Origin of the sequence: Alkalibacterium sp. f15 (assembly GCF_049389645.1) — a bacterium.
GTDB lineage: Bacteria > Bacillota > Bacilli > Lactobacillales > Carnobacteriaceae_A > Alkalibacterium.
Genome location: NZ_CP186540.1, coordinates 1,431,234 through 1,445,387, shown reverse-complemented (window position 1 = coordinate 1,445,387; position 14,154 = coordinate 1,431,234). Strand labels below are relative to the sequence as shown.

Genomic DNA, 14,154 nt, shown 5'->3' with positions numbered 1-14,154 from the left:
ACCGAACCGCGGTCCCATTAACTAAAAAAAGGAGAACCTCTGTTAAGAGATTCTCCTGAAATAGTTTTATTCAATCATCAGCTTTTTTCTTCCCGCTGATAGATCCCGTCTTTACCAAAGTAATCTTTGGTCGATTTGATGATGACCGGACTCAATATCAGTAGACCGATCAGGTTAGGTAGTGCCATCAGACCGTTCAACGTGTCTGCTAAGGCCCAGATTGCCCGGAGGCCGCCGACTGCGCCTACAACGATCAATGGGATAAAGACCATGCGGTAAAAGATAATGGCTTTTGGTCCGAATAGAAATTCGATACAACGCTCGCCGTAGTAAGACCAGCCGATCAGTGTGGAGAAGGCAAAGAAGATCAGGCCAAATGTCACGATGTAACCACCAAACATGATGCCTTCGTTAAAAGCCGAGGTGGTCAAAGCGGCACCGTCAAGTCCTGTATCCACTGCCCCGGTCATGACGATGACTAACGCGGTGATGGTACAGATGACGAGGGTATCTGCAAACACTTCAAATATCCCCCAGAGCCCTTGACGCACAGGATGATCCGTCGTCGCTGCCGCGTGAGCGATCGGTGCACTTCCCAGTCCCGCTTCATTCGTGAAGACACCTCTGGCCACACCATATCTGATCGACATGGCCAATGTGGAACCGACAAATCCGCCTGTTGCCGCAGTGCCTGTGAAGGCATCACTGAAAATAGTTCCTAATGCACTTGGTACAAGTTCAATATTAGCTACAATAATGATCAGACCACCCAAAATATAGATAGCGGCCATAAACGGCACAATGACTTCCGTGACTTTACCGATTTTTTTGATGCCACCGACTGTCACTAACGCAACCAGGATAGCTAAGACTATTCCCGTCACCAAGGGATCGATATTAAATGTTGTGTTCAAGGAAGCTGCCACAGAATTGGACTGAACCATGTTCCCGATGCCAAACGTCGCTGTTGCTCCAAAGACTGCAAACACTATTCCTAACCACTTCATATTGGCACCTTTTGTAAGGTAGTACATCGGACCGCCGACAAACCGGCCGTCTTCCGTTTTCTCTCTGTATTCGATAGCCAGAACGACTTCCCCGTATTTCGTCGCCATGCCAAACAAGGCGGCCACCCACATCCAAAAGACGGCACCTGGACCACCGATCGCAATGGCTGTCCCAACGCCGGCAATATTCCCGGTCCCGACGGTTGCCGCCAAGGCAGTAGACACCGCCTGAAAAGCCGTGATTTCACCTTCACCGACTTGATCTTTCTTGAACATTTTAAAGAAGGTCTGCTTCATGACATAACCGAATTTAGTTAACGACATAAACCGTGTAGACACTGTCAGGAAGATACCGGTCCCCACGATCAATATCAAGAGCGGCCATCCCCAAACCAAATCATTTACAAACTTATTTATTTCCATTAATCTATCCATACTTTTCTCCTTTTAATTAAATGCTCATTATATTTTAATCTTAATATACACAATTTTTTGGAGAATGTACATCATTTTTTTCATTGATTAGATGGTCTTTGTCTGTCTATTCTTGTGTTCGGGTAACACATTAAGACAAAAAAAGAAGCCCTGTTTGTACCAGAGCTTCAAGAATATTTATTCTGTTTTAAATTTCAATTAATAACTATTTAACTTTCTGTTTGTTCGTTTTCATAAATACCGTCTTTACCAAAGTATTCCTTGGTCAAGCGTGCGATAACCGGACTCAGCAGTAGCAAGCCGATCAAGTTCGGTAATGCCATCAGGCCGTTCAGTGTATCTGCAATAGCCCAGATGACACGCAGTCCACCAACTGATCCAACCACAATCAGTGGAAGAAAAATCAGTCGGTAGATGATGATCGATTTGGGTCCGAATAAATATTCCATGCAACGTTCGCCATAGTAAGACCAACCCAACAATGTTGAAAATGCAAAGAAGACTAAACCGAATGTCACGATGTGTCCGCCAAACGGCATCCCTTCATCAAACGCCACCGTTGTTAAAGCGGCGCCGTCTAGACCAGTTTCCCATACGCCCGTCATGACAATGACTAGAGCTGTAATGGTACACAGAACAAGTGTGTCGATGAAGACTTCAAAAATGCCCCAAAGCCCCTGTCTGACAGGATGATCTGTTGTCGCTGCCGCATGGGCAATAGGTGCACTTCCCAGTCCGGCTTCATTTGTAAAGACCCCTCTGGCAATACCGAAGCGGATGGTCATTGCCATTGTGGAACCGACAAAACCACCAGTGGCTGCCGTTCCGGTGAAGGCATCCCGGAATATAATTCCAAATGCTCCAGGAACAAGTTCGATATTAAGGATAATAATTATCAAGCCACCGACAATATAAACGGCTGCCATTAAAGGCACCAATACCGATGTGACTTTTCCGATTTTCTTGATGCCGCCTAATGTGACTAGGCCAACACCGATCATTAAAACAATCCCGGTTACTAAAGGATCGATATCAAAAGTGCTTTTAAGTGAAGCCGCAACAGAATTGGACTGCACCATATTACCGATCCCAAAGGTTGCTACTGTACCAAAAACGGCAAACAGCACGCCGAGCCACTTCTTGTTTGCTCCTTTATCAAGGTAGTACATCGGTCCACCGACAAAGTGACCCTTCTCAGTCTTTTCTCTGTATTCGATAGACAAGACAACCTCGCCGAATTTTGTCGCCATTCCAAATACGGCAGCGAGCCACATCCAGAAAATCGCACCCGGTCCGCCTATCGCTATAGCCGTACCGACGCCGGCAATATTCCCCGTACCGACTGCGGCTGCTAAAGCAGTAGCCACTGCTTCAAAGGCCGTGACTTCCCCTTCACCCACTTGATCTTTCTTAAACATTTTGAAAAGTGTCTGCTTCATAGCGTAGCCAAATTTAGTGAAGGATATGAAATCTGTCCGTATCATCAAGTAAATACCTGACCCTAAAATAAGAACTAAGAGTGGCCACCCCCATACTAGCTCATTGATCGTCTTGTTGATTGCTGTAAAATTCTCCATTTTTTCCCCTTAATATATCTCTCATTTATTTCTAATTAATACTATACCGTATTTATTGTTAGAATTACAAATGTTTTTTACTATTTTTATGCTCATATTCAGGTCAATAATTTGATGTAAGGGTTTTTCATTATCATTTTTCGCCTTTAAATACAATGACTATAAAGTGAAGAAAATATGTTTTTTTACATCTGATTTTTTTTGCGAAAACACCCATTGATTCGGTCTGTTTTAGTAAGATGAATCCAACTCCTGTGGTCAACCTGTAAGACAGATCAGTTCATGATTCCTACGGTCGCCCGCGTTCTCTTCGTATGCTCCTTTCTTACATTGCGTTGTACCTATAGCTCTATCCGAGCATCTCGATTCAATAACCACATTCTTGTGAACAAAAAAAGAACCGCTTAACAAGAAGTGTGAATACGTTTAAATTCACTATCTAATAAAAAACCCTTTATACTTACATGGTGCTTATAGCATTAGCAAAGCACTTTATTTCACAAATATTCAGACAATACTTGATCTATCTTGCTTCAATTTCGAATTATTTGACTGCCATTATGTCGTCTATTCGGTACTGATTCCCGGATGTGAACCCGCTATTAGTATAAACGGTAATTAGCACTAAATTAGCAATTCCAATTGCTTCGCCATAACGACCAATCGGAATTTTTTCAGTGACTGCTTTCCTGGTTTCTTCTCCTTTAACTCGGTTCAGTCCTTCTTCAATAAAACACATCATTCTCGTATTCAATGGAGATGTATGTACTACCAGGAACAACTAAATCAGTTCGAAACTCATAAGATACCTTTCCTGGTGCAACATTCAGAATTTCAAGAGGAACAAGTTCATATTAGAAAACTAACGCATGCAGGTGTTTCGGATGAAGGCATGCCATTATACTCAAGCAAAAAATAAAAAGCAGGATTTAGAAATATCTCTTCTAAACCTTGCTTTTTTAGTCATTAGCTTTAATTGATATAACGTTTCCAAACTAAGGCAGCTTCAGTCCGATTAGTCACATTCAGCTTTTCCATTATTCTTGTCAAATTATTTCTGACAGTCTTTTCTGCTATTTCTAAATCATACGCAATTTCTTTATTGGAATTCCCGTTGACTAATAAATCTAATACATTTTTTTCTCTCAAAGTAAGTGAAAAAGGATTGAGTGAAGTTTTTTGGTAAGTAGATTTCAATTTTTCGAAAATCAATCCAGATATACTCTCATCCAGATAACCTTCTCCTTTGTAAACTTTAAACAATGCATCAGTTATTTTGACACTCTCAATGGTTTTCAATAAAAAACCATCAGCTCCTACCCGAAGGACTTCAGATAAAATTTCTTCACTTTGATAAGCCGTCAATATCAGTACCTTAACATCTGGACAGGCTGTTTTAATTCTTTTAGTTCCTATTACTGCATCGCCATCAGGGAGGCGAAAATCAAGTAAAACGACATCTGGTTTTTGGCTGAGTATAATTGACAAGCCTTCAGTTAATGTATCGCTCTCACCACTCACATAAAAACGATCGTCCTTTTCTATCAATGATTTAATTCCCATTCTCACAATGTTGTGATCATCAATAATTACTACTTTGATTTTATTCGTCATTTTCAGACCTCCACGGTACTTTGATGCTTATTGTTGTTCCCTTTATGGTACTGTCTATCGTCAATTGTGCATCAATAATCTGCGCACGCTCTTTTATAATAGCTAATCCAAGATGTTCAGTCACTCTGGATTGGTCTAGAGTCGCCTTATCAATGCCTACCCCATTGTCTGTTATCCTTACTTCAAAACATTCATGAGTTCCCTCTGTGATGATCGATGCTTCCGTTGCTTCAGCGTGCTTGATTATGTTAATAAGCGCTTCCTGGATAATATAGTATAGATGAGTTAAGCTATTCTCAGATAAATCCCTGAGATGATCTTGAGAGTCTTCAAAATTTGCGATAAAGGAAATATTAGAATACATTGAATGCTTATAAATCAACTGGTCTATTTCGTCTTGTAACTGTTCTATATTGAATTTTTTAGAAAGGATATCCCCCATTAATGACCGAATATTATCAATAGATTTATTTAAATTACTTTTGACGATAGTTAAATCATTCCTAATGGTCTGCTCTTTTTCTGAGTCTATAATATTTTCTATTAGCATTCCACTCGCAAATAACTCTTGAATAATATCATCGTGCAGCTCTCTTGCTATTTTTTTCCTTTCTTTATGCTGCATTTTAGTTTCAATTAGGTGGTGCAGTTTCCTTTCTTCCTCAGCTCTATATTCTTTTATACTTCTTAAATAATACACCATAATTATAATAGCCATTATCATCCTTAAAAATTCAGATGAGACACCAATAGTTTCTTGAAGTAACGAGCTGTTTATGATGGTATTAGGAAAAAAACCTTTATCTGTGATCAATATTCCTGAAAATATTCCATACAATAAAAAGCAGAGGCTGATTATCATTAAATGATTAGACAAAGTGAGCATATGCTTGCTCTTCGATTGTTTGGAAAGTTTGAAAAACCTGTAACTAGTATACATAGTTGCCGGGAGTCCAATAAAATACCTGCTCAATGCACTGAAAAGAGGAAACGCCTGCCCATAACCGCTTACATTAAAGGATATATATAAGCCTGTGATCCAAACTGAAAACAGAGCTACGGGGATAATTTTTATTATCCTTGTTTTTGAAATGGAAGAATGAAAGTTTAAGCCATAGTAAAGTAAGAAACTAAATGATGCTGCGTTGACTACTATTTGTAAAGTATAAAGATAAAAAGAATAATTGCTGAAGATATCAAGCGAGCGTATCATGATCAACCATTCCGTTGAGCCATGAAATATACCAAAATAACCTAAGTAAATATTTTTTGAAAAAACATCAATTGAGTCGACAGAAGTTTGGTTGTTCTGAAGAATAGCACTCAACCCAAATGTATAGAAAGTCAGTCCGTAAAAAAAATAGAGTGTGTAAAAACTTATTGTATTGTCCATCATACTCATCCTATCACTAGTGTTCAATAACTATACCATTCACAAGTGAATTATTACACAATAGAATAATAATTGTAATGCTTTTGTCACAGACATATGTCTACTTAAACATCTTTCATATTAGTAAGTTTAAAAAAGAGCCCCTTTATAAGAGGTCCTCGTATTCATTCCAGACTAAACGACGGATGGTCTTTTGTTAATGCGATTGCTGTGCTATCCAGTTTGAAATAAGCATCCACTAGGTTTTTCAGTTCTTCCGCCGCTTCATTTGCCCGTTTTGCCTGTTCAGCGTTAACTGACTCAATCACCAATACTGCATTCACGGTTTTCTCCTGCAGCATGGTCCGCTTTGCTTCCCGCCAGTTGAGACACCGGCAAACTGCTCCTTCATCATCATAATAAATTATCTCACCGGGCAATGCAGGCGAATCGTTATCTGCTCCCAATGGAAAAAAGTGTTCGCCTCCTTTAGCTTTGCCAAGACGCAACTCACCCGCAATCACATCCAAATCTTCTCCGCCACAAGGAACAGCATACTTTAGGGAAATACTGTTATAAATATCGACTAAAGGATTGATGGGAGAGAAATCCCGATCCTGACTCACTCGCTTCAGCAATGCCTCTATTGAGGAACGCGCTCCTTTTTTAGTCTTGAACTGTCTGAAAGCAGTCCGCCATTCATCAACAACTGGATTTTGACTGAAGACTTCTCCTGTCAGGAATATCTCTGCTTCTTGTTTTCCTTTTTCCAGCAACTCGGCAAAATAGATCCTGTTCGACTCATCCACATGGTTATCCATTCCTTTGATAATCAGGACATTCACCTGGGCGTCAGGGAACAAGTCCCAAAATTCTTCCTCAACACTAAACTTCTTCATAAAATTATCCTCCACTCTCATTTTATTAATTGCTTGGTCATGATTAATTTGGTCTGTTCGTCATCTCCCATAAAGATAGAGTATACAGTGATTAGATGATTAAACGCTATGGCAAACATGGTTGCTCGCTTTTCAATGAATCTTTGTTTTCCCAGCTTGTTGATTGCCCGCGATGCAGTCGTCCGAACCGCGTACAAATACTATCCTCTCGTAAGATCTAGATCCTTGAACTCGATATTGGCCATTGAATCAAGGTGATCGGGTTATCACACCAATATCTCTAAGAATATCCAACATGATTCACCTCTTCGTTGTAAATAAATACTGAACTACGACTTTTTCTCGATTATAGTTTTCTTTTATATATAGACAGGGTATACCGCTATTGTTGCAATTGCAACAATAGCGGTATAACACTTTCCCTCAAATATAACAACCTGCTGAAGTTAGATCTTCAGGTCTAAAAATTAACGGGTTATCCTACTATTTTTCAATTCAAACTCGCTTTATCTTTTAGAGTAATTGTGACATACAAAAAAGTCCAATAAATCAGTCTAGTAGTCACTGGCTGATTTATTGAACTTTTATTTACTTTTTTGGATTATAATTCTACTACTACTTCTTCTTTAGTTCGTAAAGGTTTCAACGCATTACTCCAGGCATTTACTTGGTCCAGCATGTCATTCACATTAGTTAAATGCAGTTCGGCCGGTTTAAATGTCGTGAAGTTTTCAAAATCGGTAAACAATGATAGTGTTGGATGAACACGAACGTCCGCAATTTTCAGTTCGGCAAACACACCGCGAAGATGTTCAGCTGCGCGTGCGCCGCCGGTAGAGCCATAACTCACTATGCCTGCTGCTTTGTCGTGCCATGCATCTCTTAAGTGGTCGATCGCGTTCTTCAAAACACCTGTGTAACTGTGGTTGTATTCCTGAACAATAAAGACAAAGCCATCTAAACTGTCGATTTTCTCATTCCAGGCAGCTATTCCCGGCTCCGTGCCATCTGTGGTTCCCAAGAATGGTAACTGATACTCCAAAAGATCTACGACTTCGTAATTTGCATCCCCACGTTCGTCTGCCACGCCTTTGACCCATTCGCCTACTTGCGGACTGACACGTCCGTCTCTTGTGCTTCCTAAAATAATACCTATATTCATTTTTTCAGTCATTGTAAAATTCTCCTTTTCTCTTCTGTTATTTAATTTTTTGTTCATTTATTTTAACTATCAAACTTAATCGATAGGTTCCAATCTGCTTTCGATTTCTTCTCGTCTGTCTTCCAAAAAAGGCGGCAATACAAGCTTTTCTCCTAGATGGTCACTCGTTTGATCGACGGTGAATCCGGGTCCGTCTGTCGCAACTTCAAACAGGATGCCATTAGGTTCGCGGAAGTATAAACTCTTGAAGTAATAGCGGTCAACCAAACCGGAAGAGCTGAACCTGTTCTGACGAGCGGTTTCGTCCCAGTGTACCAGTTCTGATTCCTCACTTACTCGAATGGCTAAGTGATGGATACTGCCTCGTCCAGGTTTCTCGTCTGGTCCATCCAAGTGTTTCACCAGGATTTCTCCGTAACTGTCTTCTTTCGCCGTTTGAAAAAGGACTTCAGTCGTGTCTCGATATACCTCTTTGTACTTCAAGGTGTCAGTCAATGTCTTGGTGAAGCGGTCACTGTCCCGCACCGAAATTTCGATTGTCCCCATCCCGCGTATCTGATGCTCCAAAGGCACTTCCGACTGCTCGTAACTTTCCCAAGTATCCATCTCTTCACCGTCAGCCACCAGCAAAACCAACTGGAGTCCATCCGGATCTTCGAATTTCAATGCTTTTCTGTTGGCATACGTCGTTATACTGCCATGGTAGACGTCCAGTTGTTCAAATCGTGATTTCCAATACGTTAGACTCTCGTCAGACGGGATCATCAGACCGATCCGGGTGATAGCATTGGTGCCACGATGCGTTCTGCCAATACTCGGCATCTCGAAGAAGGTCAAACCCGTTCCGGGGCTGCCTGTCTTGTCTCCATAAAACAAATGGTACATCGACGGGTCATCCTGGTTGACGGTTACTTTCACACGCCGTAATCCCATAACATCTTTGTAAAAATGATTCGTTTCTTTGGCATTTTTCACCAACATCGAAATATGATGGTGACCTAAAATAGTCGACATCGTGATTCCTCCTAGTTTATTGATTGATTAGTCAAGTAATAATGCAAAAAAGTAGCTGTCCCTTTTTATTTGTTCAATTCTTTTTCTGTGTGTTTTTGAACTTTAGTCATCAAGGTGTATAGTGTTTTTTGTTCAGATATGGTCAAACAGTCTTCTATGAGAGCGGTTTGAAACGCTAACTGATGCTCAAACACTTCATCCAATTTCGCTTCGCCCTTTTCAGTCAGGCTGATCCATTTTGTTTTCCATTCGATAGTACGTTTGATATGGCCCTCGCGTTCAAGCCTGCTCAACATACGAGAAATGCCACCAGCCGAAACAGTGATTTTATCAGCTAATTCACTTTGCGATAGGGGTTGGTACGTGCCGATCTGATTGAGTACGTCAAATTGGGCAACGGTTATATCATACTGTTTCAAAAAATCATTAGACAGTAACGCACTCTGATGAGTGAACCGTGTGATGCGGACCCAGATCAGTGAAGCTAATGTATTTTTTTTCAACGGTATCATTCCTCTCTATATTATCAGTTTACACGTTAACTGATAATATAGCAAGCTTTTATTTCTCTTAATTCATTTGTCGCTGTTTTCACGCAAAAAGAACCTCCATATAAGAGGTTCTCTTTATTTTAGAGCGCTTTTCTAGTTATGAATGACCTGAACAAACACAAACTTGTCTATTTTACTGGCATTCACTAACCTACTGTATCGATAAATGTCATTAATTCTCTATTAAAATCTTTCGGATTATCTTGATTAGCAATATGATGGGCATCTTTGATGACCGTGATCCTACTGTTCGCCAGAGTATCGTTAAATTTTATATTCATCTTCTTTACGAATGAGGCTTCATGATCACCATAGGCAATCAATGTGGGCTGCTCGATCGGCCCGGATACACCTTCGACCCTATCCCTGATCATACTTTTTGTCATATCTATGATGACACGCTTGCCGGTTCTAGCAGATGTCTTTTCCAAATAATCTTGGGTATGCTTTTTCAAAGCTTTATGTTTAGCGAAGGTTTTGAACATCAGCTTTTTTGGGATCAAGCTGATCAACGGTTTAATTAACGGGATCACCACTTTTAATAGAAAGCTGGACTTAGGATATAATCCCCCTCCACCAATATGAACGGTCGCAATCACTTTTTCAGGATATAGATAGGCGACATGCGAAACGATGAAACTTCCTAAAGACTGACCAACAAAGATAGCTTTATCTACCTTCAAGTGATTCAACAGTCCGACTGAAATTTTTGCACATGTTTTGGAATATCCTAAACGACTATCCAGATGTGAGGATTGGCCATGATTCGGCAAGTCGACAACGATTATTTTGTATGCCTTCTCTAGTTCTGCAACTTGGGAATCAAATGTTTTGTGATCCATCGCTACCCCATGGAAAAATATCAGGGTCGTGTCGTTTTCCGAACCCTTTACTTCATAATATAAAGACCCATTTTGATGTCTGTAAAGCATCTATTCCACCTCCTTATAAGTCGATGGTCCTCTTTATTTTTTCTTCAACAAAAAACCTAGCAGCAAGACCGCTCCAGCTCCAGTCAATCCCCTCTTCACCCCAGTCCAATCCTTTCCAATGTCATGACTTCCGTCTGGTAATGGCGGCGTTTGGGGGTCAAGATACTTTCCTAATTCCTTTAAATAGGGCGTTGGGACAGCCGACTGTTCAATGGTTTACATAAACTCTTGATGTAAATGATTCATCTCATCTTCAGCTTCTTCTAAATGAGCGAACGCTACTTTGTAAAGCTCAACGCCTAAAGCCTTTTTCCAAATCGGGATCATTACTGGCTCTGGTGTCCATTCTGAAAATTTGATGACTGCTGAAGGACTCATTTTGACCCCTACACTTCTCAATGCTTTAAAGGCTTCTCGTTGCGCTCGAATGGCCAAAACAATCGCATCTTGTGTTCGCTCGAATCGTTCTATATCTAAAGAAGCTGCATAAGCAGCTGGGACAAATGACACAATCAAAATGGCGACATGACACTTTAACCAATCATCCATATCTGTTCGAATATCGACCTTGTAGCCTCTCATCGAACCAAGTACGTCCGCAATTTTTTTGGTTCTCTCCCGAATCGTTCCGTCCGCTTCTCCAATTGGAAGGGCCCATTTATTTTTCTCATTTACGGACAACATTCTCATAGCGTGCCCTTCACGTTTTCCACCTGGTAAAGGAAAGCCCATCATGACCCTTTCTTTTCCAAGAGCATCCACTAGTCTTTTTGAACCTTCAGCATTGTTCATCATGAAAAGGAAGGTCGGTACTTTTTTATTTTTTGCTAACGTAGGTAGTATTTCCAGTGCCTTATTTTTCCGCATAGGCACGATGATCAAATCATAATAATCATCTTCATTCAAAGATTCCACAACAGGAACTCGTGTGACAGTCTTCTCTTCAGTTGAATGATCTATTATGACAACACCCTGTTCACGTAACTGATCCAATCGCTCTCCTCTGTCTAAAATAGAGACATCGTGGTTCGCTTCTGCTAAACGTTCTGCAAAAAGACTCCCAAACGGTCCGGCACCATAAATCAAGATTTTCATTTTTTAATCCTCCTTACATTGATATTTTTTCATTCTTTTTGTCTGTCAAAGTGATTTGGACGAAATCTCCGGCTCAAACTTTTTTACAAGTTCTTCGAGTATTCGAACTGTTTTGATTACTTTATCAAGATCGATCAGTTCGATCGTATCTTTTTCGGTGTGAATAACTGTCTCCAACAACTGAAAGATACCTTTGGAGGTAAAGGCAATAACAGGGATGTTTTCCATGGCAAATATCATGTGATCGCCTTGAACCCAGGGCTCGATAAACTCTAGATCGCTATTATCAAGTAATCTGTCTTTCAGCCGGTTTTCCAGTTCCCTTTCACCTTCAATGAACGTGACAGTCGTCGGACTGTTTTTCAGCCCAACGCCATCGCAGTTGATGGCCAATAAAATATCTTGGGGTGCTTTAAGATAGGTGTCCATGTACTTTCGTTGTCCAGGGATCGAATAATAGTCTTCCCCATTCAGCAATAACAGTTCCAGACAGAAATCGATGTCTGCTGGTTTGATCAACTGACTCAGCAACAATAGGATGGCGATGCCGGTTGAGTTATCCAATGCTCCCGGAGTCCCTGATTTCGTATCCATATGCGCCGTCAAGACCACTTTATGTCTCTTTTCAGGATTGAGTCTAGCGATAACGTTAGCTCCATCAGAGTCTTCTCTCGCTGCGTTGATAACCAGTTTTAGTTCCCCGTTATTTTCAAGTAATTTCTCGCCATCAATCTTAGTCACATACATACTGGGGATGACGAAGTCGCCGTCCTCAAAAATGGATTCATCCTTCTCGACAACAGTAACGATGGCTGCCGGATTTTTTTCTTCCAGTACCCGAACGATTTCTTGATGTCTTTCTGGATTGTAAAATGGAAAGCTTTTGGGCATGATCTGTTCCTCTGTCAACTCGCCGTACAGGACTGCTATCTTTTCTGTTAAACTGCTTCTTTTCAGTTCAGCCAGCGTTTCGATTTTTACATAGTCACCGGTGACGCTGCACCCTGTCGTGTAATAGGAAGGCTTGACTGAAATAGTTTCACCTTTAAACGTCAATTCGGCATCTGCCGTTTTGAAATCCAGACAGGAAAATCGCTGTGATTCTACTTCGAAACCTTGATTTTTGAAATAGTTTTCTGCATACGCTTCGATCTTTTTATTGTTAGCCGAACCCGTTAAACGTTCACCAATCTCCATACTGATATACTTTAAGATCTCGTCCAGTTCTTTTAAAAGCTCTTTATTCTGCATGAAACTTCCCTCCTTTTTAACCTATCAGTTAAGGCTCTCATCGCTTGAAGTTCTTCTTCATATATAGTCTTTTATTATATCACTTTATCGGATTTTAATTAAAGAAAGACTATTGATATGGATAGTTTTCAACTGGTAATCGTTAGATGGAACAACGCGACAGCTTGTTCGTTGAGCGATTCAAAGCGAATAAAAAATGCCAACTTCTCTTTAGGAGAAGTTGGCACATTATTTATAAGCTATCTAGTCAGCGTAACTCTTTCGGCGGCTGACAAACGTCACACTTGTGTTGTTTCTTATCTTTAAACTTCGAAAATGTTTTTTCAAACGTGTTTCCACATGCACATTCAAATTGTAGCCTCTGAGAAAAACCGAGGTATTCTGTCGATAGCAACTTGCTTTCCGAATTGTTCTCAACATATTCTTTTATTTTACCGATAGTCCATCGTTTATTCATTTTCTTACACCTCCATATTTTTTCGATAGGCGGAGGCTTTTTAAGCATCCGTTCAAGGTTAAAGCTTAGATATCCTAAGCTCCTTATTATAACATGAGCAGCCACCCCATCAAACAGCTGATTTGAATATCGTTCTCTACATTTACTTATGCGTCATACATATGTCACTTTGTTCTAGAAAGGTATAATTATGTGTCATTTCCAGTGCGTAACACCTCTTTATAAATCAACTAAAGTTGAATGGAATATGTTGAATTGACAGGCTCTCATTTGCCTGATTATCTCTCAAAGAGTTATACTTAAGCTGAAATAACCCCTGTAAATCCCCTGTTGTTAATCTGCCCATTATCTGTTGTGATCGTCTCCAATTTTTATCGTACCGTTAAAAAGGAGTTGGCTGGCATGAAAAAGTTACTCAAAATTTCTGCGGTGCTGATTGGCTTAATGTTGATCGTTGCTGCTGGTTTTCTTATCTATGCAACACGAGGTCTTGATAGAGATATCCCACTGGAAGGTAGAGGTGCTGCTGAGCTGGAAGACGGTCGTTACCAAGGTGAGTATGAGGGAGGTAGATGGTCCAACAAAGTGGAAGTGGTTGTTGAAAATGGAGAAATTACCGATATCATTATAATCGAGGATATGCTTTTTACAACGGCTGAGTTCAGTCAGGGAATCATTGAAAATGTGCTGGAAAATCAGCAGACTGATACGGATGTGGTCACCGGTTCGACGGTCACCTCCCGCGCCTATTTAAAAGCCATTGAAAATGCCCTGGATCCCTAAGAGGA

General features: G+C 40.5%; 14 protein-coding genes. 1 reads left to right on the top strand and 13 read right to left on the bottom strand.

The window, feature by feature from the left end; translation table 11 throughout:
• Positions 1–77 precede the first annotated feature (77 nt).
• From ACO1PF_RS07180 to ACO1PF_RS07120, 13 genes are all read right to left on the bottom strand, one after another.
• Positions 78–1,442, bottom strand: a complete 1,365-nt coding sequence (locus ACO1PF_RS07180; RefSeq protein WP_423188388.1) for an alanine/glycine:cation symporter family protein — start codon at positions 1,440–1,442, stop codon at positions 78–80.
• A 209-nt stretch (positions 1,443–1,651) separates the two neighbouring features.
• On the bottom strand, positions 1,652–3,019 hold the full coding sequence (locus ACO1PF_RS07175; RefSeq protein WP_423188387.1) for an alanine/glycine:cation symporter family protein: 1,368 nt from the start codon (positions 3,017–3,019) through the stop codon (positions 1,652–1,654).
• Between the two features lie 544 nt (positions 3,020–3,563).
• Complete coding sequence (locus ACO1PF_RS07170; RefSeq protein WP_423188386.1) at positions 3,564–3,761, bottom strand: hypothetical protein; 198 nt, start codon at positions 3,759–3,761, stop codon at positions 3,564–3,566.
• A 230-nt stretch (positions 3,762–3,991) separates the two neighbouring features.
• Entirely contained in the window at positions 3,992–4,633 is a 642-nt protein-coding gene (locus tag ACO1PF_RS07165) for a response regulator (protein WP_423188385.1), read from the bottom strand.
• Positions 4,623–5,447: a sensor histidine kinase gene (locus tag ACO1PF_RS07160; RefSeq protein ID WP_423188384.1), complete on the bottom strand. Its 825-nt coding sequence runs from the start codon at positions 5,445–5,447 to the stop codon at positions 4,623–4,625. The genes ACO1PF_RS07165 and ACO1PF_RS07160 overlap by 11 nt, the downstream gene beginning before the upstream one ends.
• Before the next feature lie 743 nt (positions 5,448–6,190).
• Positions 6,191–6,904, bottom strand: a complete 714-nt coding sequence (locus ACO1PF_RS07155; RefSeq protein ID WP_423188383.1) for a B3/4 domain-containing protein — start codon at positions 6,902–6,904, stop codon at positions 6,191–6,193.
• 601 nt (positions 6,905–7,505) lie between these two features.
• Positions 7,506–8,066: an NADPH-dependent FMN reductase gene (locus tag ACO1PF_RS07150; RefSeq protein WP_423190522.1), complete on the bottom strand. Its 561-nt coding sequence runs from the start codon at positions 8,064–8,066 to the stop codon at positions 7,506–7,508.
• A gap of 75 nt (positions 8,067–8,141) precedes the next feature.
• Complete coding sequence (locus ACO1PF_RS07145) at positions 8,142–9,080, bottom strand: ring-cleaving dioxygenase (RefSeq protein ID WP_423188382.1); 939 nt, start codon at positions 9,078–9,080, stop codon at positions 8,142–8,144.
• Positions 9,081–9,145: 65 nt separating this feature from the next.
• Positions 9,146–9,583: a MarR family winged helix-turn-helix transcriptional regulator gene (locus ACO1PF_RS07140; RefSeq protein WP_423188381.1), complete on the bottom strand. Its 438-nt coding sequence runs from the start codon at positions 9,581–9,583 to the stop codon at positions 9,146–9,148.
• A 194-nt stretch (positions 9,584–9,777) separates the two neighbouring features.
• Positions 9,778–10,563 (bottom strand): alpha/beta fold hydrolase, encoded by a 786-nt coding sequence (locus ACO1PF_RS07135; RefSeq protein WP_423188380.1) that lies wholly within the window; start codon positions 10,561–10,563, stop codon positions 9,778–9,780.
• Between the two features lie 216 nt (positions 10,564–10,779).
• Positions 10,780–11,658 (bottom strand): ketopantoate reductase family protein, encoded by an 879-nt coding sequence (locus tag ACO1PF_RS07130; protein ID WP_423188379.1) that lies wholly within the window; start codon positions 11,656–11,658, stop codon positions 10,780–10,782.
• Positions 11,659–11,703: 45 nt separating this feature from the next.
• Complete coding sequence (locus ACO1PF_RS07125) at positions 11,704–12,909, bottom strand: M28 family metallopeptidase (RefSeq protein ID WP_423188378.1); 1,206 nt, start codon at positions 12,907–12,909, stop codon at positions 11,704–11,706.
• 247 nt (positions 12,910–13,156) lie between these two features.
• Positions 13,157–13,366 (bottom strand): hypothetical protein, encoded by a 210-nt coding sequence (locus ACO1PF_RS07120; protein WP_423188377.1) that lies wholly within the window; start codon positions 13,364–13,366, stop codon positions 13,157–13,159.
• A gap of 402 nt (positions 13,367–13,768) precedes the next feature.
• On the opposite strand from ACO1PF_RS07120, the gene ACO1PF_RS07115 reads away from it, so the two are divergent.
• Entirely contained in the window at positions 13,769–14,149 is a 381-nt protein-coding gene (locus tag ACO1PF_RS07115; protein WP_423188376.1) for an FMN-binding protein, read from the top strand.
• Positions 14,150–14,154: the final 5 nt, after the last annotated feature.